This window comes from Allobosea sp. (genome assembly GCF_035944895.1).
GTDB lineage: Bacteria > Pseudomonadota > Alphaproteobacteria > Rhizobiales > Beijerinckiaceae > Allobosea.
Window position 1 is genome coordinate 278,192 of the sequence record NZ_DASZAT010000012.1, and the last position, 23,518, is coordinate 301,709.

Below are 23,518 nucleotides of genomic sequence, written 5' to 3' on the forward strand. Positions count from 1 at the left end.
GTCCTCCGCCCTATGGTCCCGCCCATGACGAACCCGGCCTCACAGCTCAAGCCCGGCGACCACCTCTTCCTGGTCGATGGCTCGAACTTCATCTTCCGCGCCTATTTCCAGTCGATCAATCAGGACCGGAAATACAATGCCCGCTCCGACGGCTTGCCGTCCGGCGCGGTCCGGCTGTTCGCGACCAAGCTGTTCCAGTTCGTGCGCGAGGGTGTGCTCGGGGTGAAGCCGACCCATCTCGCCATCGTCTTCGACAAGAGCGAGAACTCCTTCCGCAAGGAGATCTACCCGGCCTACAAGGGCAACCGCTCCGACCCGCCGCCGGATTTGATCCCGCAATTCCCGCTGATGCGCGACGCGGTGCGCGCCTTCGGCCTGATCCCGGTCGAGCAGGACGTCTACGAGGCCGACGACCTGATCGCGACCTACGCCAGGCAGGCGCGCGAATCCGGCGCCGACGTGCTGATCGTCTCGGCCGACAAGGATTTGATGCAGCTCGTGCGGCCGGGCGTCGCGATGTACGACCCGGCCTCCGGCGACGCCAAGAAGGGCGCGGGCTTCCGGCCGGAGCGACGGATCGGCGAACCCGAGGTGGTCGAATATTTCGGCGTCACCCCCGACAAGGTCACCGACGTCCAGGCGCTCGCCGGCGACGCCACCGACAATGTTCCAGGCGCGCCCGGCATCGGCATCAAGACGGCGGCGCAGCTGATCGGCGAATATGGCGATCTCGAAACGCTGCTGGCCCGCGCCGGCGAGATCAAGCAGCCCAAGCGCCGGGAGACGTTGACCAATCCCGAGGTGATCGAGAAGGTCCGCATCTCGCACAAGCTGGTCACGCTGGTCGAGGACGTGAAGGTCGAGACGCCGCTCGGCGATCTCACCCTGAACCAGCCCGACCCGGCAAAACTCATCGCCTTCCTCAAGGCGATGGAGTTCACCACCATCACCAAGCGCGCGGCCGAGGCTTACGAGGCCGATGTCGCGGCGATCGATGCCGATCCCGACCTCGCTCCGGGCGGTGCCCGCGCCGCCGCGCTGAAAGCGCTCTACGCCGAGACAGACGCGCCGGTCGCCGGGGCAGGCGAGACCGCCACGGCTGCTCCCGCCACGAACGGCGCCGCGCCGGCGGTATCCGCTCCGGCCGATGGCTGGTTGCGGCCGGCCGATCTCGCCGCCGCGCGCAAGGATGCGGCGCTCGCGGTCAAGATCGACCACGCATCATACGAATGCGTGCGCACTATCGCCGATCTCTCGCGCTGGATCGGCTGGGCTTACGAGGCCGGCTTCGTCGCGCTCGATACCGAGACCAATTCGCTCGACGTGATGCAGGCCGACCTGATCGGCATCTCGCTCGCGGTCACGCCGGGCAAGGCCTGCTATATCCCGCTGCAGCACCGGGCCGGCGACGGGCTGTTCGATTCCGGCCTGCTCGACGGCCAGATCCCGCTCGACCAGGCGCTGGCCGAATTGAAGCCGCTGCTCGCCGATCCCGGCGTGCTCAAGATCGGCCAGAATCTCAAATACGACATCGCCGTGTTCAACCGGCATGGGGTCGAGGTCGGCCCGATCGACGACACCATGCTGATCTCCTATGCGCTCGACGCCGGCAATGGCGGGCAGGGCATGGACCGGCTCTCGGAGGTTCATCTCGGCCACAAGCCGATCGCCTATGCGGAGGTCGCCGGCACCGGCAAGACCCATGTCACCTTCGACAAGGTGCCGCTCGACAAGGCGACCGCCTATGCCGCCGAAGATGCCGACGTCACCTTGCGGCTCTGGCTCGCGCTGAAGCCCCGCCTCGTACCCGAGCGCAAGACCACGGTCTACGAGACGATGGAGCGCCCGCTCGTGCCGGTTCTCGTGCGGATGGAGCGGCGTGGCATCGCGATCGACCGGCAGATCCTGTCGCGTCTCTCGGGCGAGTTCGCCCAGTCGCTGGCGCGGCTGGAAGACGAGATCCACACGCTCGCCGGCGAGAAGTTCACCATCGGCAGCCCCAAGCAGCTCGGCGACATCCTGTTCGGCAAGATGGGCCTGCCCGGCGCCAAGAAGACCGCGACCGGGCAATGGGCGACCGGCGCCGGCGTGCTCGAGGAGTTGGCCGAGCAGGGCAACGAACTGCCAGCCCGCATCCTCGACTGGCGCCAGCTCGCCAAGCTGAAATCGACCTATACCGACTCGCTGCCCACTTACGTGAACCCGCAGACCCACCGGGTCCACACGTCCTACGCCCTGGCTGCGACCACCACAGGCCGGCTCTCCTCCTCCGAGCCCAACCTGCAGAACATCCCGATCCGCACCGAGGCGGGCCGCAAGATCCGCACCGCCTTCGTCGCCGAGAAGGGCAACAAGCTGGTCTCGGCCGACTACAGCCAGATCGAGCTGCGCATCCTCGCCCATATCGCCGATATCCCGCAGCTCCGGCAGGCCTTCGCCGATGGCGTCGACATCCATGCGATGACGGCATCCGAGATGTTCGGCGTGCCGGTCGAAGGCATGCCGAGCGAGGTGCGCCGGCGCGCCAAGGCGATCAATTTCGGCATCATCTACGGCATCTCGGCCTTCGGCCTCGCCAACCAGCTCGGCATCTCGCGCGAGGAGGCCAGCGCCTATATCCGCAAGTATTTCGAGCGCTTCCCCGGCATTCGCGATTACATGGACCAGGCCCGTACCACGGTGCGCGCCAAGGGCGCGGTCGAGACGATCTTCGGCCGGGTCTGCCATTTCCCGGCAGTCGCCTCGAAGAACCCGTCCGAGCGCGCCTTCGTCGAGCGCCAGGCTATCAACGCGCCAATCCAGGGCTCGGCCTCCGACATCATCCGCCGCGCCATGATCCGGATGGAGGGCGCGCTCGCCGCGGCCAAGCTCGATGCGCGCATGCTGCTGCAGGTGCATGACGAACTGGTCTTCGAAGTGCCGGAAGCGCAGGTCGAGGCGGCGCTGCCGGTGATCCGCAAGGTCATGGTCGAGGCACCGCAGCCGGCGGTCGCGCTCAAGGTGCCGCTCGTCGTCGATGCGCGCGCCGCCGACAACTGGGACGAGGCGCACTGACCTTACGGCCGGGAACAGTCCGATTGCTGAGGCGTTGAGCTTTGCGCCATGCGATCCGCATGGCATCGTTCATTGCCGGCACCAAGGAGGCGTTTGATGGCCGCAACCAGTTCCACCGCAAAGCGACAGGCCGCGGCCTCGGTCAAACGCGCCAAGGACGAAGTCGCCGATGCCGCGTCGGACACAGCCGAGCGCGCCCGCCGCGCCGGCCGTCGTGTCAGGGACGAGGCGGACGAGATCGAGGCCAGCCTGGCGCGCGGCGCCGAGGACCTCGCGGCGACGGTCAGCGAGAAACTGAAATCGGTCGGCGTCGATACCGACCGCATGGCCGCGGTCGCACGCGAGCAGGCCGGCGACCTTGAAGAGCTGATCATCCGCGAGATCCGCGAGCGCCCCCTGCGGGCGCTTGGCCTTGCGGCCGCGGTCGGGCTGTTCGTCGGCTTCCTGTCGGCGCGCTGACCATGCTGGGGGGGCTGACCGGCCTGGTCACGCGCGAGGTCGGCGGCGTCGTGCGCCGCAACGTCACGGTCATCGTGCTCTATCTGCTGGCGGGCGTGCTGGCCGCCGGCGCCGTGGGGTATGCGCTGAATGCGCTGCATACGGTGCTGACGCTGCATTACGGGGCGATCACCGCCAGCCTGTCGATCGCAGGAGGGCTGTTTGCCGGCGCGCTGCTGATGCTCGGCATCGCGCTCTATGTGAAGAGCCGGCCGCGACCGGACCGGCGCCTTGCCGCCGCGGTCGCCGCCGCGCCGATCGCGGCCTCGCTGGTCGGCAATCGGAAGCTGGGATGGCGCGCCGGGCTGGTCGGCGGCGTCGTGCTGCTCGGGCTCCTGCTCGGACGGCAGTTCGCCCAAGGCGACGACGACGCTGAAAAATAAGCCGCGACACCCCTGAATCGGCTGCCTTTTCGCAGCCGCTTTGCGGCAACATGTCTTTTTACCTTGGGCGATCGGGCTTCAGCGTCTATTCAAGACAGCGATGAATGCCCAGCTGAAGCTCCGTCCACGCTGGCTGTCGCCGGGATTGCCCCTGCTCGGTACGCGCCTTTACACCGCCTCCTCGGCGGCGATCGCGATCGTCGTGGTCGCGGCAGCCGTGCTGATCGCGGGCTGGATCAACATCCAGGCCGACGAAGCCTCGAAGCTGGTCTCGCGCTCGATCGACATCCGCGAACGCAGCGAACGCTTCCTCAGCAACGTGCTCGATGCGGAAACGGGACAGCGCGGCTTCCTGCTCACCGGCGACGAGCATTATCTCGGGCCCTACAACGACAGCCATGCCGAGCTGCTGCCGAGCCTGAGCGAGATCGAGCGCCTCGCCGCCTACAGCCCGACCCAGACCGAGCGCGTGAAGCGCGCCCGCGCCGTCACCACCCGCAAGCTCACCGAGATGGCCGAGACCGTCGGGCTGATGCGCGCCGGCAAGCGCAGCGAGGCGACCGCCCTGGTGGGCCGGGGCACCGGCAATCGTCTCACCCAGGAGCTGCGCGACATCGTCGGCGAGATCCAGCTGGAGGAGAATCTTCGGCTCACCGCCAGCACCCGCCGCGAGGCGCGTCGACGCGTCCTGGCCAGCGCCGGCATCCTGATCGCCCTCGCCGGGCTCTGCTTCGCCGCCTGGCTGCAATTGCGGGTGCGGCATCGACGCGCCGTCACGCTCTCCAGCTCGAATGCCGAGCTCGAACGGAAGGTCGGCGAACGCACGCGCCAGCTCGAGAACGAGCGTTTACGCATCGAGGCGCTGCTGCGCGACGTCAACCATCGCGTCGGCAACAATCTGGCGATGGTCTCCGCCCTGCTCAACGTCCAGAGCCGGCAGACGCGCGAGCCTGCCGTCAAGCAGGCGCTGGCCCAGGCGCAATCGCGCATCCAGGCGATCGCCGCGGGACAGCGCCGGCTGCGACTCGACATCGAGGCCGACGAGATCGAGGCCCGGCCCTATCTGGAGGACCTGCTGGCCGAGATCGGCAAGGCGGCCGAAGGGCGGCCGATCGAGATCGCCCTGGCGATGGATGCGATCCGCCTGCCGGGGCGCGACGCCGTCTCCTTCGTCGTCGTCATCAACGAGCTGGTGACCAACGCGATCAAGCACGCCTTTCCGGACGGTGTCGCCGGCAAGATCACGATCCGGCTCGCGCGCACGCCCGAGGAGAACCTCGTCCTCTCAGTCGAGGATGACGGCGTCGGGATGCCGGAGGACCAGCAGAGCGCCGGGCTGGGCAAGTCGGTGATCAACGCCCTGCTGCGCAGCATGCGGGCCGATATGGAGATTGCACCGCTGTCGCCCGGTATCGCGCGGCCCGGCACCCGTGTCGCCGTCACCTTCCCGAAACGGGAGCAACCGGCCGAGGAGGACGCGGCAGCATAGGCCGCTCCTCAGCCCTTGTTCACGGCCTTGGAGACGAAACGGCCGAGCTCGTCGGCCGAGAAGGGCTTGCGCACGAAGCGCACGTCGCGCAATTCGGGCGGAACCTCGCTCGGGGCAGAGCCGGAGACGAATACCAGCGGCGTGCCCCTGGCGCGCAGGCTGGCGGCGATCGCGAAGGTCTTGCCGCCGACGACATCGATATCGAGCAGCGCGCAATCGAGCGGTTGATCGGCGACACGGCGCGCCTGCGATATCGATTCGACCACGATCAACTCGGCGTCGTCGCCGAGCTCTTCGCTCACGGCGCTCTCGATATCCATCGCGATGAAGGGGTCGTCCTCGACGATGAGGACCCGAATACCGGCCATGAGACCCAGATCACCTTCCAACTTCACGACTACACCCCAAGCTGCTTCCTGCTTGTGAGCCTCATGAACGCTTGCTTGGTCGGCCTTGTTCCGTTCTGAGCCGGATTGTCTGCCTCGAACCCTTCAAATTCAACTCAAATTGATCGGATATGGTTAGGAAACCGTAAGTATCGCCGCTCAGCGTTTGCGCGGCGAGCGGACGAGGCTGAGCTCGAAGGCTGTGACGCCGAGGGCGACATTGGCGCCGCGCTGGATCGGCAGGGCCCGCGGCACTAACCGGACATCGCCATCATGGCTGCCGGTCAGCGCGACCTCGCCCGGCTTGCGGACATAGGGCCCGTAGAGGACGCCGAGAGGCGCGCGCGCATAGGGGCCATAGACCCGCCAGGCGAGCAGGCTGCGCCCGACCGTCCTGGCGTCGAGCGCAAAGCCGCGAATCACCCCGGTATAGGTCTGCAGCGGCCCGCGCCGAGGCCGGAAACGGCAGTCGAGCGGCTTCTGAGTCGCGACCGCCTGGGCGAGGCCGGCACCGATCGTGCAGGTCAGGCGCCCGGCCGGCGCAGCGCTCTGCGCCAGGACCGGAGCTACGGGCAGGCTGGCACCGGCCGCCAAAGCGAGCATTGCGATAAGACGTCTCATTCACCTTCTCCTGCGCCCTACCCCGAATGCACCGCACCGACTCACAGCCGGCTTCATGGTATCGTCCGCGACGCCTCGAAACCGCACCAAAGCGCCGCAATCACTCCATAGTTCCCAAATAATCCGGAACCTCAATCCGGTGCTTGCGTTGACGGGAACTGACCAGTGGACGCGCAAATGCAAAAGCAAGGACGGACCGATCCGGTGCAGATATTCCCCACTCCCAAGCTGGCGCGCGATCTTCCGCCATTCTGGGAGCTCGAACAACTTCTGCGCGAGGGTTTTGACCACGATTCCGCACTGGCCGAGCTCGCCCGCCGGCGCGACGGCTGGTCGAGCGGAAGGCGTCCGCCACCGATCGTCGCGCAGTCCGACACACCCGACGATATCTTCACGATCGTGTCATAGGGCCAAGCCCGGTCATTGGCAGAAGCGGCTGGCCGCCGTGCGGCGTCGCTGGATGTCGATATGGAGATGGTTGGCGTGGGCCGCGTCCGCGCCTGGTCCGAGGACGGTCATGAAGGCGCCGCAGGCCGATTGACGCACACCGTCCAGGAAGCGCGTCTGCTCAAGCCCATTCGGCCGCTCGACGGAAACGGCCAATCCTCCCTGTTTCTCGTCGCCGAGCTGAAAAGCGAAGATATCGAGCGCCTGCCCGGTGGCGTGCTCACTGAAGGATCCTTGCGTCTGGCGGTTGCGCCGGCGGCATTCGTGCCCGCCGCCGACGCGTAGCGCCGTCAACTCCCGCCCGAACGCTCCCCGCGCCAGTGGCTGCAGGCTGGTGTCGAGCCAGAGCGAGACCGCACGCGCCAGCTCGCAGCTCACCGTCGATGGGGGAAGCAATTTGACCTGCCCCGGGCCTTCAGCAGTGCGGACAGCGAGCGCCTCGACCACGATGGGATCGGTCACCCGGCAACCCTCCGGTTCCGGCTTGGGAGCCGGAGCCGCCATGCGGATCTGGTTCCCCGGCACGCCGGTCAGCATGCGGATGCAGGCGCTGCCGTCAGCAGCGACGGTGGGCTTGGGCTCGACTGACGGAGCCGCCGGCGGCGGCGCGGGAACCGGCAACGAAGCTGGACGCGGTGGAGGCAGGATTGTGGGCGCGGGCTGCGCTTCGCGGCTCCAGGCGGTGCCGCAGCCGGCAAGCCCTGCCGCCACGATCATGGCCGCGCAGCCACCTTGCCGAAATGGCGAGCATATCCGCATGCCCTCACCCGACGGCCGTGAACAGGACCGTCAGAGAGGCCGCGACGATCAGCGCCGCCAGCAGAGCCATGGACATGACCGATCTCCTTCGCATTGCCCGGGCCGGGGCAACGCGAGGGATCGCCGATTTGTTCCCGGTCACCTCGATCGGCGGGTCAGGCGGCCTTGCGGCCGGCGCGACGATCGAAGAACAGCGCCTGGCTGATCGCGGCCTTCACCGCTTCCGGCTGGAACGGCTTGGTGATCAGGAAGGCCGGCTCCGGACGGTCGCCGGTGAGCAGACGCTCCGGATAGGCGGTGATGAAGATCACCGGCACCTCGATCGCTTCGAGGATCTCATTGACCGCCTCGAGGCCGGAGCTGCCGTCGGCCAACTGGATATCAGCGAGGACGAGGCCGGGGCGCTTCTTCGCAACCAGCGCAATCGCCTCGCGATGCGTCCGGGCGACGCCCGTGACCCTGTGGCCGAGTTCCTCGACCATCGTCTCGATGTCGAGGGCGATGATCGGCTCATCCTCGATGATCAGCACGTCGGTGGCGACCTGCTCGGCAATTTCCTGGCCAGCCGTCTGGACGAGGGCGGCGGCGGCGCTCGGGGCGATGTTCATGACCTGCGCGACCTCCTCGATCGAGAATCCTTCAACCGTCCGCAGCAGGAAGGCCTGGCGCGAGCGCGGCGTCAGCGCATCGAGATTGCGCTCGGCGGCGGTGCGCTCGGCTTCCGGCGCCGGAGCCTGGGTGTTGAGCCCCACGGACGACCACATCTGCAGGAACAGCCGGTAGAGGCCGACCCGCGAGCCGAGTTCGCGCGGGAAGGTGCCGGGATCGGCGATCAGCGCTTCCAGCGTCGCGACGACATAGGCGTCGCCGCTCGCCTGGGTTCCGCTCAGCGCCCGGGCGAAGCGGCGCAGATACGGCAAATGCGGCGCGATTTCTGTGGCGATCGACATCTTGCTATCCCCCACGAGTCCAGCCCGATCGGCTTTCGATGCACGCTGATCGGGTCGGGCTCTATCCAGAATTGAGAGGCGGACTCACCGACCGAGCTTCCGCTCCGGCGAGATCCGGCCTCATCCAAAGCTACTGGAGAAGAGCACTCAAGTCCCTGTTATGACAAGAAAATTATTTTTTGTTCCCGGCGGAACCTTTTGCTTCCGGCCTCGTTATTGGGCCGAATGAAGGTGCGTTTCGGGGCGGTTGCGCGCAGGCGTATCGACGAGCGTGCGTGGCGTGGTTGGGTGTGATCGACGGCACTGTCGGCATGCCAATGGAGCGAGGGATCATGAATCTGATGAATGCCGATCCGCCCGAAGCGGCCCGAGCCGAACCGGACGACGAAATGGTGCTCGATCCCAGGGTGCAGGAATCGATCGGCCGGTCCCTCAAGGCGCATTATGACGACCTGATCAATGCGCCGGTCCCGGACCGGTTCCTGGTGCTGCTGGCCCAGCTCGAGGATACCGAACAGCGCCTGAAGGCCGAGGGCCGCTCCGATGAGCGCAGCTGACTTCAAGGACGGGCTGATCGCGGAGATTCCGAACCTGCGAGCCTTTGCGGCGTCGCTGTCGGGCTCGATGCAGCTCGCCGACGACCTCGTCCAGGACACGCTGCTCAAGGCCTGGGGCAATGCCGAGAAATTCCAGCCCGGCACCAGCCTGCGGGCCTGGCTCTTCACCATCCTGCGCAACACCTACTACTCGCTCTACCGCAAGCGCGGACGCGAGGTGCAGGACAGCGAAGGCACCTATGCCGACCGGCTCGCCACCCATGGCAACCAGGAAAGCCATCTCGACCTCGCCGATTTCCGCAAGGCGCTGGCCAAGCTCCCGGAGGAGCAGCGCGAGGTGCTGATCATGGTCGGCGCCACCGGGCTGTCCTATGAGGAGACTGCCGAGATCTGCGGCGTCGCGATCGGCACGATCAAGAGCCGCGTCAACCGGGCACGCGCCAAGCTGGCGGAGCTCCTGTCCATCGGCGGCGTCGACGATCTCGGCCCCGATCGCCGAATCACCGCAGCCGTCCAGCGCGCAGGACCAGAAACCGTCGGCAGCTAAATGGCTCTCTCGCTGTTCAGGACGGTTCGCGGCCGCCTGCTGGCACTGATGGTCGCGATCGTCCTGCCGATCGCCTGCCTCACCGCAGCAGCGGCCGTCGCGACCTACCGGACCGTCTACGAGGCGATCGAGACCGCCCAGACGCGCTCGGCGGACGACTTCGCCGTGCGCGCCCGCGTCTGGTATCGCGGCGCGCTTCGCTCGCTCGTCACCAGTGCTGCGGCGATCCGGGCGGCCTCGCCGTCACCGGGCATGTGCGACCGCATCGCCGAGAAGGCGCTCGCCGCGGTCTCGGGCTACGAGGCCCTGCTGCTGCGGGTGTCAGGCCGGCGGGACTGCATCGGCGGGCTCGACGGCAGCATCCCACCCGGCGAACTCACTGCCGTCGCCGATCAGCTCGCCGCGCGCGCGCCCATCAAGCTTTGGGGCGGCACCGAGTTCACCAAGGCCCGCTACGATCAGGTCACGATCGCGGGGCGCTCCTTCCTCGCCATCTACAGCGCGTTCGACGGGGGCGACGCGCTCCTGCTCAGCAAGCCGGACCCGCTCGACGACACCTTCGACCTCGGCAGCAGCGACAAAGGCATGATGGCGGCGCTGCTGCGACGCGGCGGCGACGTCGTGGTCGCACGCGGCGGCGCGCAGGCCGACGCATCCTGGCTTCCCAAGGCCGAGGCCGTGCCCGATCCGACCGCTCACTGGTCCGCGCCGAGCCGGGGCGGGCCGGTCCGCACCTATGCCGCGCGCATGGTGGCCGAGCCTGACCTTTATGTGGTGGTGAGCTTCGACGGCACGGCCGAACAGGCCGCAAAGACGCAATTCTATGCCTTGCTGCTGGCGCCGCTGCTGACGCTCGCCCTGCTTGGCCTCGTCTACATGAAAGCGATCGACCAGCACTGCGTGCGCTGGCTGCGCGGCATCGAGGCGACGGCCCGGGCGAGGTCGACCTCGGCCAGTGCCCGGGTCCCGCTCTCCGACGAGATGCCGCGCGACATCCGCAGCGTCGCCGAGGCCTTCAATGCGATGGTCGACGAGCAGGAGGTGCGCCAGAGCAAGCTCAGGCTCGCGCTCGAGGACAACCGTTTCCTGGTCCGCGAGCTGCACCATCGGGTCAAGAACAGCCTGCAGGTGGTGCAGAGCTATATCGGCCTGACCAAGCGCGACCATCAGGGCGAGGCGCGGGCGGCGCTCTCGGATGCCGAGTGCCGCGTCCATGTGCTTTCGGCCGCGTATCGCTTCACCCTCGCCGACGGCGAGATGCAGCCGGTGCGGATCGACCTCTTCCTCGACGACGTCGTGGCAATGGTCTCCAGCCTGATCCTCGCGCGCGGCCAGCGGCTGGAAAGCCGCATCGAGACGCAGGCCGCCCTGCCGATCGACCGGATCATTCCGCTCGGCTTCCTGATCGTCGACGTGGTCGGCCGGGCGCTGCGGGCAGCTCCGGGCATCGGCCTCGAACTCGCCGTGACCGCAGCCGGCGACGGCATCATCGACGTCGCCATCAGCACCGACCGCGACGCCGCGCAGATCGCGCCGCCGCGCCTGTTCGCGGGATTGCTGATGCAGATCGAAGCCGTCGAGATCAGCCCGCCGCAGGGGCGCAGCCTCGGCATCTGGCGCCTGAGCCACGGCACGCCGCGCCGGACCGACGAGATTCAGCCCAGCCTGTCCACCGGTGCAATCTCGACGCCGACGCTGAGCCCGAGGAAGGCGCCCGCCGGCCCGATATAGCTCCCCGACACCGGCGAGGCGTCCTCCGGCACCCGCGCCACCGCGACCCGCAGCAATTGCCGGTCGGCGACGAGATCATTGGTCGGATCGAACTCGATCCAGCCGTCATTGGGGATGAAGACGTCGGCCCAGGCATGGGTCAGCCCGGCCACGGACGTCATTCCCGCGCCCGCCGGCGAGCGCTCATGGATGTAACCGGTGACGAAACGCGCGGCGAAGCCGAGCCGGCGCGCCAGTTCGATGAACAGCCAGGCGTAGTCGCGACAGGAGCCCGCGCCCATCCGCAGCGTGTCGAGCGGATGCTGGGTGCCTTCGTCAAAGCGCACGGCATAGCTCAGGCCGGCATTGATCTCATGCGCCAGGGCGCGCAGCAGGTGGCCGCCATTGAGCCGGGCCCGGAACGCCTGCAGCCAGGCATCGAGCGCGCCATCGGGATCGGCTGTGGCAAGGTCGAGATAGGGCCGGAGCACCGCGCGCTCCGCCGGGGTGTAGCTGATCTCGGAGCTCTCTATGCCGGGCTCGACCTGCGTGCGTGGTAGCGCCGAGCCGAAGCGCTGGACGACGAGCTCGCTGACGACCTCGAGCGTGTCCGATCGGCCAGCGAAGCTCGCCATGGCGACGGGATTGCCATAGGCGTCGTGCATCCAGCGCAGCCCGGCCTGCGGCGAGATCGCGATCGCGGTATCGATGACGCGCAGATCGAAGGAATCGCGCGGACGCAGCATCAGCCGGTGCGGGCCGAAGAGGACCGGCTCGGCGTAGCGATAAGTCGTCGCGTGGCGAATGCGCAGATGCATCTGATCTCCAGCCGCTCCATCATACCTCGCCGTCACGGCAAAAAGCCGCCTCGCGGCGGCTTTGCTGATCAGGCAGTTGAATTACGCGCGAGCGGCCAATCGGTTCCCGAGAGAAGCGGGAACCAGTTCGCGTGAAGAGAACGCGATAGACCGAGAAGCAAGGTTCAGCGCAGGACTGTGTTGCCCTTGAGGCTGGCCTCGCGCTGCGAGGTCGGGACGACGCGATGAGCGAAGTCACGGCGCATCTCGGCGGGGTGGACCGCCGCGAACTGGACGTGGGCCGGGGCGCCGCGCTGGAGCTTGGCCTGGGCCACCGCTTCCGAGCTCTCGCCGAAGCCGTTCTGGTAGGAGGCACCCAGGGTCAGGGCGCTCACGACCAGCGCCATGCCGCCGAAGAAGGTGGCAGCGCGCTTGAAGGGGGCAAGGCTGGCGGTGGTCATCTTCGCTCTCCCGGTTCGTGTGATCGCTCTTGAAAGGCGGAACGGCTTCTCAACCCGTCTGGCTGGGAATTGTTCCGGTTTGCGCGGAAATCGCAGCGATCCGGATTCTTTTTCAGGCGTGTTTCCGTTTCAGGCGCGGTTCGTTTTTCAGGCGACTGAGCGATCATTGGCGGCCTCGCGCCGGCGGAACAGTCGCCAGAGCGACCTGGTCAGGCGCTTCGAGGTCAGATGCGCGCCGGCCTCGCGCTTCTCCAGCGTGATCTTGCGCTCGTGGAAGTCCTCGAGGCCGGGCCGATGACCGACGCTGATCACGGTGGCATAGGCGAGCTCGCTCTCGATCAGACCGAGCAGCGAATCCTGGCTGTCCTCGTCGAGCGCCGAAGTCGCCTCGTCCATGATGATGATGTCCGGCTTCTGGATCAGCAGCCGCGCGAAGGCGACGCGCTGGCGCTCGCCGCCGGAGAGGATGTTGTCCCAGCGCTCCTCCTCGTCGAGACGCTTGCCGAGATAGGACAGGCCGCAGCGCTCCAGCGCCGCGCGCACGGCATCATCGTCGACGCGGCTCTCGGCTTCCGGATAGAGCAGCACGTCGCGCAACGTCCCGAGCGGCAGATAGGGCTTCTGCGGCACGAAGGCGACGCGCTTGCCGCGCGGCAGCGCGATCGCGCCGGCGCCCCAGGGCCAGAGCCCGGCGAGCGCCCGGATCAGCGTACTCTTGCCGGTGCCGCTCTCGCCCGCGATCAGCACCTTTTCGCCAGGCGCGATCACCACGGAAGCGTCGGCGATGACGATGCGGCCATTGCTGTGCGCGACGGAGAGGTCGGCGATATGGATCGCACCGTCCTCGCTTTCCCCCAACTCGATCTGCGTCTCGCCGTCCATGATCGTACCGACGTCGAGCGCCTCCAGCGCTTCCGCCAGTTCGTCGACGCGCCTCACCGAAGCGAACCACTCGGCCAGCCGGACGAAGTTGTCGACGAACCAGATCAGCGCGGCCTGCACTGCGCTGAAGGCGGCGACGACCTGCATGACGGCCCCGAGCGTGATCTCGCCGGAGAGATATTTGGGCGCGATCAACAGGAGCGGCACGATCGGGAACAGCGCGCCATTGGTGTTGAGCACGATGGCGATGACGCCCTGCTGCCGGATCACCTTCAGCCAGGCGGCAACGACGCGGCCATAGTTCTCGCCGACCGAATCGCGTTCGTCGGCATCACCCTTGATCAGGGCGATGCTCTCGGCGTTCTCGCGCAGGCGCGTCATCTCGGCACGGAACTGCGCCTCGGCCTCGTTCTTGGCAGCGATGCGCGGCACCAGAGGCCGGCCGGCGACGTAAGCCGCGAGCGAGGCGATGACCGCATAGACGATCGCGGCGAGCGCCATATAGCTGGGGATCACGATCTGCGTTCCGCCAAGGGTGAAATGTGCCGCCCCCGCGACCTGCCAGAGGATCGCGGCGAAGGTCACAGCCGTGACGAAGGCGCTGAGCAAGCCGATCGCGAACTCGACCAGGGGCTCGATGGAAAGGCGGACATCCTCGGCGATGCGGTATTCCGGCGCGCTCTGGTCGGGCACGACGAACTGCATCCGGTAATAGCGCTGGTCGGCGATCCACCAGCCGGCGAGGCGGTGCGTCAGCCATTGCCGCCAGCGCATCTGCAGCAGCATCCGGCTGATCACCAGACAGGACAGCGATGCCGCCGACGCCGCGATGATCAACGGCAGCCAGCCGACGGCAGCCCAGACCTTGTCGAGGTCGCGCTTTTCCAGCGCGTCGAAGAAAAGCCGGTTCCAGCTGTTGACGCCAACTGCGGCGCCGAGCTGGGCCGCGACGAAGAGCAGCACCGCGAAGGTGAGGCCCCAGGCGCGCAGCCTGTTCTCGCCGCGCCAGAAGCCCAGGGCCACGCGAAAGAACTGGCGCAGGCGCGAACGCCGCAGCCCGGAGGCATGTGATTTCATGCGGCGGCCTCCTGAGCCGATCTGCTATGCCGGGACGGGCGCGATTGCTAAGCCACGGCTTTCGCGCCACACAGAAAACGCAAGCATTCGCCGCGGGTTCCGGCGGATGAAGGAGCCGGGCGTGATCGTCGCATCGAGCAATCATCGCAATCACCGCAGCCCGTCCTGCCTTGCCTGTCCGCTACGGCTGAAACCGGCCTTCAAGGACAAGTCCGACGAGGAAATCCGCTTCATCCAGGAGATGAAGCTCGACCACCGGCAATTGCCTGCCGGCAGCGACATCATCCATCCCGGCCAGGAGGATGCAGAGCTCTACACGCTCTTCTCGGGCTGGGCCTTTCGCTACAAATCGCTGCCGGACGGACGCCGGCAGATCCTCAACTTCCTGCTGCCGGGCGATCTCGTCGGCCTGCAGGCTTCGTTGCTCAGCGCCGCCCAGCACGGCATCGAGGCGCTGACCGAGGTCGAGCTCTGCGTCTTCCCGCGCCGGCGCACCTATGAAATGTTCGGGCGGATGCCGGCGCTCGCTTACGAGCTCGCCTGGCTCGGCTCGCGCGAGGAGAGCCTGATCGACGAGAACCTGACCTCGGTCGGCCAGCGCAATGCGCAGGAGCGGATCGCAGCGCTGGTGATCTCGCTCTATCGCAGGGCCGAAGCGCTCGGCCTGGTCGCCGAGAAGAGCTTCGTCTTCCCGCTGACACAGCAGCAGCTCGCCGATGCGCTCGGCCTCTCGCTCGTCCACACCAGCAAGACCTGGGCGCGCCTGCGCAAGGCCGGGATGTTCTCGCTCGAGCGCGGCCGCCTCACCATCCACAATCCGCGCCTGACCGAGCGCATGGCGCTGCTGTTCGAGACCGAATTGCACCCACGTCCGCTGATCTGATCGCGGACACTCTGGTGGCCAGCCAAGAAATCGCTGGATTCGGCCCGCTCTTGACCCCATATGACAGCGGCGTAACGTCACGGCATTGTCATGTCGCTCCGGCGCGGGCCTTCCGCCTGGCCGCATCGAGGTTCTGAATGGCCCATCCCGCTTCCGGTCAGCGCCTGCGCGCCACCCGCTTCGGACGCTCGTCCGTCGCAGCCCGACTGGAGCATGAGGTGCGGCTGACCGCGGCGGATTTCGCCGACAGCGTCGCCGAAGCAAGGCTGAGGGTCGCCGCGGCGCGCTACAAGGTCGAGGACGAGGTCCGCAACACCGCCGGCAAGCTCAAGTCGCATGTCCGCAAGGCGGCCGACGAGGCCAAGGCGCGGTTCAGCGACGATGCCCGTTTCCTCAAGTCCTGGATCGATTCGCCGGGCCGCACCGGGGCGGTCGCGCCGTCGAGCCCTTTCCTCGCCAGGCGCATGGCGTCCTATGTCGACCCGCAGGCCGAGGGGCCGGTGGTCGAGATCGGTCCCGGCACCGGGCCGGTCACCGAGGCGCTGATCGAGCGCGGCATCGACGAAGCCAGGCTGATCCTGGTCGAGTACAGCCCGGAATTCTGCGAGCTGCTGCGCCGCCGCTTCCCACGCGCCACCGTCATCGAGGGCGATGCCTATGCGCTTTCGACCACGCTCGCCGGGCATCTGAGCGAGAAGGCGAGCGCGGTCGTGTCCTCGCTGCCGCTGTTCAACAAGCCGCCGCCGGAACGCACCGCTCTGGTGCAGGACGCCTTCGCCAATGTGCTCAGGTCCGGCGCTCCCTTCATCCAGTTCACCTATGCGGTGATCTCGCCAGTGCCGCGCAAGGGCTCCGGCCTCAAGGCGCAGGTCTCCGACTGGGTGCTGCGCAACATCCCGCCGGCGCGAGTCTGGGTCTATCGCCGCGCCAAGCCGTGACACGAGCTTGACGCTGGCCCCGTATGCCTCCGACATCGCAGAATGAGAAGGCTGGGCCGTTCGCCCCGCTGGAGGATTCCCGCGCTTCTCCGAATCGCGGCAATGCTCAAAGTTTTTATTTTTGACGCATTTTCTTCACGCGAACCGGTGTCCACTTCGCTCGAAAATGCTTATCCGTCGGAGTGACCATGCCAAAAATCCTCGTTTTCGCCGGTTCCTGGCGCCCGGGCTCGATGAACACCCGGCTCGCAACCCTGATCGCAGGGAATCTCCGGGATGCGGGAGCCGAGGTGACGCAGATCTCGCTCGGCGACTATCCGCTGCCGCTGATCGACGCCCGCGCCTTCCACGATGAGCAGCCGCAGGAGGCGAAGGCGCTGGCGGCGCTGGTCGATGCCCATGACGGGCTCTTCATCGCCAGCCCGGAGTACAATTCCGGCTATCCGCCGGCGCTGAAGAACGCGCTCGACTGGATCAGCATCGTCCGCTCCGGCGGCCCGGGCCTGCGCGAGAAGGTGGTCGCGATCGGCGGCGCCTCGGCCGGCAATCTCGGCACCTATCGCTGCCTGACTCAATTGCGGACCGTGCTCGAGCTCGGCTTCGGCGCGCTGCTGGTGCCGGAGATGCTGGCGGTCAGCGGCGCCGACAAGGCCTATGGCGAAGATGGCGACTTCATCGACAAGCGCCTCAAGGGCATGCGCGACAAGATGGTGGCGCGGCTGGTGAAGGTGGCGGCGCTCCACCCCTGAGCGCTATTCCAGCCCGCAAGGCCCGGCTGCCGGCGACAGGCGCCAGAGCCCGTCGTCCGGCTTTGCCGGGATACGAACCGCGCCATCGGCGATCTCCTCGGCATCGTAGGGATTGGGATTGGCGATGATGCCGCCATTACGGACGTCCAGCGCCCCGTTCGGGCCGCGCTCGATCCGCCAGCTGCCCGCCTCCCATTCCGGCACGCAGCGCAAACCCTGCCCGGCCGGCTTGCAGATGCCGCCGAGCTGATAGTCGAAGCTCTGATCGACCTTCACCCGCTGGCGCAGGTTGATATAGAGCGCGACATAGAAGCCGCCCTGACCGGTTTCGGACCAATTCTGCGGCAGATGGACCAGGCGAATCCGCGCGACCTTCTGCTGCGGGTGGCTGGCGAGATGGGCGGCATCGTAGACCCGCTCCCAGCAGGCGGCCTTCGCCGGCGGCAGCTCGCGCTCGAGCGGCCGGGCTTGCGCAGAAATCGCAAGACAGCAGATGGCGACAGTCAGGGGCAGGCGCATCATGGCTCTCCTTACCGGGCTGCCGCAGCGTGAGGCACGCGTGACAGCTCAGCAAGCCGACTTGCGGGAAGCGGGGACGGTTTCGCCATCGCACTGGCCTTGTCGGCCCGAATCCGGCACATCCGGCGCATGTCATCGCCCCGCGAATCAGAAGCCCGCGCGATCCTGAAGTCGGTCTTCGGCTATGACGATTTCCGCCCCGGGCAATGGGAGGTGATCGAAGCCGCCTTGGCCGGCCGCGACGTCTTCGCGGTGATGCCGACCGGCTCGGGCAAATCGATGTGCTACCAGCTGCCGGCGCTGGTTACCGGCGGTTTGACGCTGGTGGTCTCGCCGCTGATCGCCTTGATGCGCGACCAGGTCGGCCAATTGGTGCGTGCCGGCGTCTCCGCCGCCTCGCTCAACTCGATGAACAGCGAGGCCGAGGCGGCCCAGGCCTGGGACAAGCTCAATTCAGGCGAATTGCGGCTGCTCTTCGTCTCGCCGGAGCGATTGGCTGGCGAAGGCCTCGTCGCGCGATTGCGCCGGCTCGGCGTCACCCGGCTCGCCATCGACGAGGCGCATTGCGTCTCGCAATGGGGCCACGACTTCCGCCCGGAATACCGGCTGCTCTCGAAGGTGCGCGAGGCGCTCGGCGATATCCCGGTGACGGCGCTGACCGCGACCGCCGACCGCCAAACGCGCGACGATATCGCCCAGCAGCTCTTCCCGGCACCGCCGCACCTCGTCGTCCATTCCTTCGACCGGCCGAACCTGAAGCTCACCTTCGCGCCGAAGGAGCAGCCGCGCCGGCAGATCGACGATTTCCTGAAGGTCCATCGCGGCGGCTCGGGCATCGTCTACTGCTCCTCGCGCGGCCGCACCGAGCGGCTGGCGCAGGGCCTCAGCGAGAAGGGCTGGAAGGCCTATCCCTACCATGCCGGGCTGGAGCAGACGGAGCGCAACCGCAACCAGGACATCTTCCTGCAGGAGGACGGCGTCGTCGTCTGCGCCACCATCGCCTTCGGCATGGGCATCAACAAGCCCGATGTCCGCTTCGTCGTGCACGCCGACATGCCAGGCTCGATCGAAAGCTATTATCAGGAGATCGGCCGTGCCGGCCGCGACGGCCTGCCGGCCGATACGCTGACCCTCTACGGCGTCGACGACATGGCGCTGCGGCGCCGCCAGATCGACGAGAAGCAGATCGACGACGAGCGCCGCCGGATCGAGCACAAGCGCCTCAACGCGATGATCGATCTCTGCGAATCGGCGCTGTGCCGGCGCTCGGCGCTCTTGTCCTATTTCGGCGAACAGGTGCCGCCCTGCCGGCATGGTGAGGCGCAGTTCCGCTGCGATCTTTGCGGCCCGGCCGCGCCCGAGCTCGCCGACGCGACGCTCGATGCCAGAAAATTGCTCTCGGCGGTGATCCGCTCCGGCCAGCGCTACGGCGCCGGCCATCTCGCGGATATCCTGACCGGTACCCAGACGGAGGCGATCCGGCGCCAGAACCATGATGGCCTGAAGACCTTCGGTGTCGGCAACGACAAACCCAAGGGCGCCTGGATGGCCATGGCCCGCAAGCTCTTCGCCGCCGGCGCGCTCGCCGAGGCCAGCACCGAGCATGGCGGCTTTCGCCTGACGGAGAAGGGCGAGGACATCCTGTTCGGCCGCGAGCCGATCGCGCTGCGGGTCGACCCGCTCGCCGAGCGGCGCTCGCGCCGCGGCCAGCGCGAGGCCGCACGTGCCGACGGGCTCGATGGCGACACCGCCGCCCTGTTCGAGCATCTGCGCCAGCTCAGGCTGACGCTTGCGCGCGAGGAAGGCGTCGCCGCCTACATCATCTTCACCGACCGGACGCTGATCGCGATGGCGCGCGAGCGACCGCTCGGCCTCGACCAGATGCGCGCGATCGAAGGCGTCGGCGAACGCAAGCTCGCCCAATATGGCGAGGTTTTCCTGGATGCGATCGCGACATTCACTGGCTAAATCCGCCACTCTCGCGTACGTACGCGCACGCACGTGAAAAAGCCACGCTGAGCGCCTATATTCGGTAGACGAATCAAGCTGATCGCGGGCGCCATGCTCGCCCGCCGAAGGACCCCCGCATGACAGACGTCACCAACGGCGCCGAAGACTATGGCGCCGACTCGATCAAGGTGCTCAAGGGCCTCGATGCGGTGCGCAAGCGTCCCGGCATGTATATCGGCGACACCGATGACGGCTCGGGCCTGCACCACATGGTCTATGAGGTCGTCGACAATGCCATCGACGAGGCGCTCGCCGGCCATGCCGACCTCGTCACGGTGACGCTGAATGCCGACGGCTCGGTGACGGTCTCGGACAATGGCCGCGGCATCCCGACCGCCATCCACAGCGAAGAAGGCATTTCGGCGGCCGAGGTCATCATGACCCAGCTCCATGCCGGCGGGAAGTTCGACCAGAACTCCTACAAGGTCTCGGGCGGCCTGCACGGCGTCGGCGTCTCCGTCGTCAACGCGCTCTCGGTCTCGCTGAAGCTGCGCATCTGGCGCGAGGGCAGCGAGCATTTCATGGAGTTCCGTCATGGCGACGCGGTCGCCCCGCTCGCCGTGGTCGGCCCGGCCGGCGACAAGCGCGGCACCGAGGTGACCTTCCTGCCGTCGCAGGAAACCTTCACCATGGTCGAATTCGACTACAAGACGCTGGAGCACCGGCTGCGTGAGCTCGCATTCCTGAACTCCGGCGTGCGCATCGTCCTCACCGACGCCCGCCATGCCGAGGTCGTGCGCGAGGAACTGATGTACGAAGGCGGCGTCGAAGCCTTCGTGCGCTATCTCGATCGCGCCAAGACGCCCATCATCTCCAAGCCGGTGATGCTCTCGAACGAGAAGGACGGCATCACCGTCGACGTCGCGCTGTGGTGGAACGACAGCTATCACGAGAACGTGCTCTGCTTCACCAACAACATCCCGCAGCGCGATGGCGGCACCCATCTCGCCGGCTTCCGCGCCGCGCTGACGCGGCAGGTCACCGGCTATGCCGAGACCTCCGGCATTTCGAAGAAGGAGAAGGTCTCGCTGACCGGCGACGATTGCCGCGAGGGCCTGACCGCGATCGTCTCCGTCAAGGTGCCGGATCCGAAGTTCTCCTCGCAGACCAAGGACAAGCTGGTTTCCTCGGAGGTTCGCCCGGTCGTCGAGAATGTCGTCAACCAGGCGCTCTCGACCTGGCTCGAAGAGCATCCGAACGAGGCCAAGACCATCGTCGGCAAGGTGGCCGAGGCCGCCGCCGCCCGCGAGGCCGCCCGCAAGGCGCGCGACCTCACCCGCCGCAAGGGCGCGCTCGATATCGCCTCGCTTCCAGGCAAATTGGCTGATTGCCAGGAGAGGGATCCGGCCAAGTCCGAGATCTTCATCGTCGAGGGCGATTCGGCCGGCGGCTCTGCCAAGCAGGGCCGGGCCCGCGAATACCAGGCAGTCCTGCCGCTGCGCGGCAAGATTCTCAACGTCGAGCGCGCACGCTTCGACAAGATGCTGTCCTCCGACCAGGTGGGCACGCTGATCACGGCGCTCGGCACGGGCATCGGGCGCGACGAGAAGGACTCAAGCGCCTTCAACGTCGAGAAGCTGCGCTACCACAAGATCATCATCATGACCGACGCCGATGTCGACGGCGCCCATATCCGCACCCTGCTGCTGACCTTCTTCTACCGGCAGATGCCGGAGTTGATCGACCGCGGCCACCTCTTCATCGCCCAGCCGCCGCTCTACAAGGCGGCGCGCGGCAAGTCACAGACCTATCTCAAGGACGAGCGCGCCCTCGAGGACTACCTGGTCGATTCCGCGCTCGACGGCGCCGTCTTCCGCACCGGCGAGGGCAGCGAGCGCGGCGGCGCCGATTTGCGCGCCCTGATCGAGGAAGCCCGCAGCATTCGCCACACGCTGTCGCAGCTGCATTCGCGCTATGACCGGCGCGTCGTCGAGCAGATCGCCATCGCCGGCGCCTTACGTCCCCATGGCGAGCGCGGCGAGGCCGAGCTCACCGAGGCAGCCGCCTATGTCGCGCGCCGGCTCGACGCGATCTCGGACGAGATCGAGCGCGGCTGGGAGGGCAAGGCCGTCGATGGCGGCTTCACCTTCTCGCGGCTGGTGCGCGGCGTGAAGCAGGTCGTCTCACTCGATTCCGGGCTTCTCGCCAGCGCCGAAGCGCGCAAGCTCGACGCTGCCGCACATTCGCTGCGGGAAGCCTATGCCAAGCCGGGCGTGCTCAGCCGCAAGGGCGACGACCATATCGTCAACGGCCCGAGCGATCTGTTCGACGCAATCAACGCCATCGGCAAGAAGGGCGTTTCGCTGCAGCGCTACAAAGGCCTCGGCGAGATGAACCCGGACCAGCTCTGGGAGACGACGCTCGACCGCGATGTGCGCTCGCTGCTGCGCGTCAAGAACGACCAGAACGACGAGGCCGACGACCTCTTCGTCAAGCTGATGGGCGACGTGGTCGAGCCGCGCCGCGAGTTCATCCAGACCAATGCGCTGAACGCGACGGTCGATACCTGAGCGGGACTGGAGAGCGCGTCACCCCGCTCCGCCATGCTCGCCCCTGTGGCGAGCATCGACGTCTTGAACGCCTTACGCGATCAGCGAGGTGAAGGCGCGGATGGTCGGGACAAGCCCGACCATGATAGGAAGCAGGTTGTTGCGGCCCCGGGAAATCCGGCGACGCGAGGCTTCAGAAGCCCTGCGGCAGCGTTCCGCCACCATAAAGTTCGCCTGAGCGAGGCGCGCTTTCGACGCCGGAGCGGACATAGGCCGGGCCGCCCTCGCGAGCCGGCGGCAGGCCGAGCTGGATATCGCCGCTATCCGGCGGCGGCGCATTCCGCACCACCCGCGTGCGCATCACCGGAGCAGGCTCCGAGACGGCGACCGGCTCCTCGCGCGAAACACAGCCGCCGAGCAGGGTGACAAGGATGGCGGCCGCGCCGACATGATAGCGGTTCATGGTTTTTCCAATGCGGGAGGCGCGGGCAACCGCAGCCGAACAGGTCCGGCGCAACCTGCATGACCCGCGCAATTCACGCAAGCTCCCGCAGCGGGCGTCAGCGGTGCGTCAGCCGCCGGTCGAAGCGCATCATCAGCGCATTGCAGGTTACCGCGAAGACGGTCAGCAGCAGGGCGATCGCCATGATCGTGTCGATCTGGCCGAGATTGATCGCGCTGGTCAGCAGGAAGCCGAGGCCGCGCTGCGAAGCGAACATCTCGCCGATCAGCACCCCGAGCAGCGTCAGCGAGAAGCCGAGCCGAACACCCGAGATGATCTCGGGCAGGATCGCCGGCATGATCACGGTGAAGGCGCTCTGCGACGGCGACAGCCGCATCACCTGCGACGTCCGGCGATAGACCGGCTTCATCTGGCGGATCGCGTTCATCGAGAACAGCGTGATCGGGATCAGCCCATGCATCACGCCGAAGGCGATCTTGGCGGAGATGCCGAGGCCGAAGCAGAGCAGCACCAGCGGGTACAGCACGACCTTGGGGATCGAATAGAGCGTCGTCAGGATCGGCTCGGCGACGTTGCCGGCGAGCTTGCGCACGCCCAGCACGATGCCGAGCGCGATGCCGCCGAAGAGCGAGATCGCGAAGGCGGCGACGAAGGCACGCATCGTCTCGGAAATATTCAGCCAGAATTCGCCGGTCGTCAGCAGGGCAGCGAGCTTGCCGACCGTCTGCAGAGGCGAGGCCAGCGAGGAGGCGCCGACCAGGAGATGCAGGCCTTGCCAAAGCACGAGCAGGGCAAGGAGAACGAGCAGCGTGCCGGCAGAGCGGGGCATGAGAGCTGTGGTGGGGCTTG

23 protein-coding genes are annotated in these 23,518 nt (G+C 67.3%); 13 read left to right on the top strand and 10 right to left on the bottom strand.

Annotated elements, in window-relative coordinates:
* The first annotated feature begins 24 nt into the window (after positions 1-24).
* The 4 genes from polA to VGV58_RS23470 all read left to right on the top strand — a co-directional run bounded on the left by polA (position 25) and on the right by VGV58_RS23470 (position 5,424).
* Positions 25-3,054: a DNA polymerase I gene (gene polA, locus VGV58_RS23455; protein WP_326876464.1), complete on the top strand. Its 3,030-nt coding sequence runs from the start codon at positions 25-27 to the stop codon at positions 3,052-3,054.
* 96 nt (positions 3,055-3,150) lie between these two features.
* Positions 3,151-3,513, top strand: coding sequence for a DUF883 C-terminal domain-containing protein (locus tag VGV58_RS23460; RefSeq protein WP_326876465.1), 363 nt, complete (start codon positions 3,151-3,153; stop codon positions 3,511-3,513).
* A gap of 2 nt (positions 3,514-3,515) precedes the next feature.
* Complete coding sequence (locus VGV58_RS23465; protein ID WP_326876466.1) at positions 3,516-3,935, top strand: hypothetical protein; 420 nt, start codon at positions 3,516-3,518, stop codon at positions 3,933-3,935.
* Between the two features lie 100 nt (positions 3,936-4,035).
* On the top strand, positions 4,036-5,424 hold the full coding sequence (locus VGV58_RS23470; protein ID WP_326876467.1) for a sensor histidine kinase: 1,389 nt from the start codon (positions 4,036-4,038) through the stop codon (positions 5,422-5,424).
* An 8-nt stretch (positions 5,425-5,432) separates the two neighbouring features.
* On the opposite strand, the gene VGV58_RS23475 is transcribed toward VGV58_RS23470, so the two are convergent.
* On the bottom strand, positions 5,433-5,792 hold the full coding sequence (locus VGV58_RS23475) for a response regulator (protein WP_326876468.1): 360 nt from the start codon (positions 5,790-5,792) through the stop codon (positions 5,433-5,435).
* A 177-nt stretch (positions 5,793-5,969) separates the two neighbouring features.
* A complete protein-coding gene (locus tag VGV58_RS23480; RefSeq protein WP_326876469.1) occupies positions 5,970-6,431 on the bottom strand; it encodes a DUF992 domain-containing protein in 462 nt (153 codons plus the stop codon).
* Between the two features lie 165 nt (positions 6,432-6,596).
* Between VGV58_RS23480 and VGV58_RS23485 the strand changes: the two genes are divergently transcribed.
* Positions 6,597-6,839 carry a hypothetical protein gene (locus VGV58_RS23485; RefSeq protein WP_326876470.1) on the top strand — a complete coding sequence of 81 codons (243 nt, stop codon included), beginning with the start codon at positions 6,597-6,599 and terminating at the stop codon, positions 6,837-6,839.
* Between the two features lie 12 nt (positions 6,840-6,851).
* On the opposite strand, the gene VGV58_RS23490 is transcribed toward VGV58_RS23485, so the two are convergent.
* A complete protein-coding gene (locus VGV58_RS23490; RefSeq protein ID WP_326876471.1) occupies positions 6,852-7,415 on the bottom strand; it encodes an extensin-like domain-containing protein in 564 nt (187 codons plus the stop codon).
* A 377-nt stretch (positions 7,416-7,792) separates the two neighbouring features.
* Complete coding sequence (locus VGV58_RS23495; protein ID WP_326876472.1) at positions 7,793-8,587, bottom strand: response regulator; 795 nt, start codon at positions 8,585-8,587, stop codon at positions 7,793-7,795.
* 341 nt (positions 8,588-8,928) lie between these two features.
* On the opposite strand from VGV58_RS23495, the gene VGV58_RS23500 reads away from it, so the two are divergent.
* From VGV58_RS23500 to VGV58_RS23510, 3 genes are read left to right on the top strand one after another with little or no spacing between them, the layout of a single operon-like run.
* Complete coding sequence (locus VGV58_RS23500; RefSeq protein ID WP_326876473.1) at positions 8,929-9,144, top strand: NepR family anti-sigma factor; 216 nt, start codon at positions 8,929-8,931, stop codon at positions 9,142-9,144.
* Positions 9,131-9,691: a sigma-70 family RNA polymerase sigma factor gene (locus VGV58_RS23505; protein WP_152016161.1), complete on the top strand. Its 561-nt coding sequence runs from the start codon at positions 9,131-9,133 to the stop codon at positions 9,689-9,691. Before VGV58_RS23500 ends, VGV58_RS23505 begins: the two co-directional genes overlap by 14 nt.
* The gene (locus VGV58_RS23510) at positions 9,692-11,422 is read left to right on the top strand and encodes a sensor histidine kinase (RefSeq protein WP_326876474.1); all 1,731 of its coding nucleotides are present in this window, start codon (positions 9,692-9,694) and stop codon (positions 11,420-11,422) included.
* On the opposite strand, the gene VGV58_RS23515 is transcribed toward VGV58_RS23510, so the two are convergent.
* From VGV58_RS23515 to VGV58_RS23525, 3 genes are all read right to left on the bottom strand, one after another.
* The gene (locus VGV58_RS23515; RefSeq protein WP_326876475.1) at positions 11,347-12,219 is read right to left on the bottom strand and encodes a transglutaminase family protein; all 873 of its coding nucleotides are present in this window, start codon (positions 12,217-12,219) and stop codon (positions 11,347-11,349) included. The two genes, VGV58_RS23510 and VGV58_RS23515, sit on opposite strands and share 76 nt — an antisense overlap.
* A gap of 164 nt (positions 12,220-12,383) precedes the next feature.
* Positions 12,384-12,659, bottom strand: a complete 276-nt coding sequence (locus VGV58_RS23520; protein WP_326876476.1) for a hypothetical protein — start codon at positions 12,657-12,659, stop codon at positions 12,384-12,386.
* Positions 12,660-12,806: 147 nt separating this feature from the next.
* Entirely contained in the window at positions 12,807-14,618 is a 1,812-nt protein-coding gene (locus tag VGV58_RS23525) for an ABC transporter ATP-binding protein/permease (RefSeq protein ID WP_326876477.1), read from the bottom strand.
* Between the two features lie 121 nt (positions 14,619-14,739).
* Here VGV58_RS23525 and VGV58_RS23530 point away from each other — a divergent pair, with 121 nt between their 5' ends.
* From VGV58_RS23530 to VGV58_RS23540, 3 genes are all read left to right on the top strand, one after another.
* Positions 14,740-15,501 carry a Crp/Fnr family transcriptional regulator gene (locus VGV58_RS23530; RefSeq protein ID WP_326876478.1) on the top strand — a complete coding sequence of 254 codons (762 nt, stop codon included), beginning with the start codon at positions 14,740-14,742 and terminating at the stop codon, positions 15,499-15,501.
* Positions 15,502-15,638: 137 nt separating this feature from the next.
* On the top strand, positions 15,639-16,439 hold the full coding sequence (locus VGV58_RS23535) for a class I SAM-dependent methyltransferase (RefSeq protein ID WP_326876479.1): 801 nt from the start codon (positions 15,639-15,641) through the stop codon (positions 16,437-16,439).
* A 188-nt stretch (positions 16,440-16,627) separates the two neighbouring features.
* The gene (locus VGV58_RS23540; RefSeq protein WP_326876480.1) at positions 16,628-17,188 is read left to right on the top strand and encodes an NADPH-dependent FMN reductase; all 561 of its coding nucleotides are present in this window, start codon (positions 16,628-16,630) and stop codon (positions 17,186-17,188) included.
* Positions 17,189-17,191: 3 nt separating this feature from the next.
* Here the strand turns inward: VGV58_RS23540 and VGV58_RS23545 are convergent, their stop codons facing one another.
* Positions 17,192-17,710, bottom strand: a complete 519-nt coding sequence (locus VGV58_RS23545) for a hypothetical protein (RefSeq protein WP_326876481.1) — start codon at positions 17,708-17,710, stop codon at positions 17,192-17,194.
* Between the two features lie 126 nt (positions 17,711-17,836).
* On the opposite strand from VGV58_RS23545, the gene recQ reads away from it, so the two are divergent.
* Positions 17,837-19,675 (top strand): DNA helicase RecQ, encoded by a 1,839-nt coding sequence (gene recQ, locus VGV58_RS23550; RefSeq protein ID WP_326876482.1) that lies wholly within the window; start codon positions 17,837-17,839, stop codon positions 19,673-19,675.
* A 119-nt stretch (positions 19,676-19,794) separates the two neighbouring features.
* Complete coding sequence (gyrB, locus tag VGV58_RS23555) at positions 19,795-22,227, top strand: DNA topoisomerase (ATP-hydrolyzing) subunit B (RefSeq protein WP_326876483.1); 2,433 nt, start codon at positions 19,795-19,797, stop codon at positions 22,225-22,227.
* A 172-nt stretch (positions 22,228-22,399) separates the two neighbouring features.
* Here gyrB and VGV58_RS23560 read toward each other — a convergent pair whose 3' ends face one another.
* A complete protein-coding gene (locus tag VGV58_RS23560; RefSeq protein WP_326876484.1) occupies positions 22,400-22,669 on the bottom strand; it encodes a hypothetical protein in 270 nt (89 codons plus the stop codon).
* Positions 22,670-22,766: 97 nt separating this feature from the next.
* Complete coding sequence (locus VGV58_RS23565; RefSeq protein ID WP_326876485.1) at positions 22,767-23,498, bottom strand: ABC transporter permease; 732 nt, start codon at positions 23,496-23,498, stop codon at positions 22,767-22,769.
* Positions 23,499-23,518 lie beyond the last annotated feature (20 nt).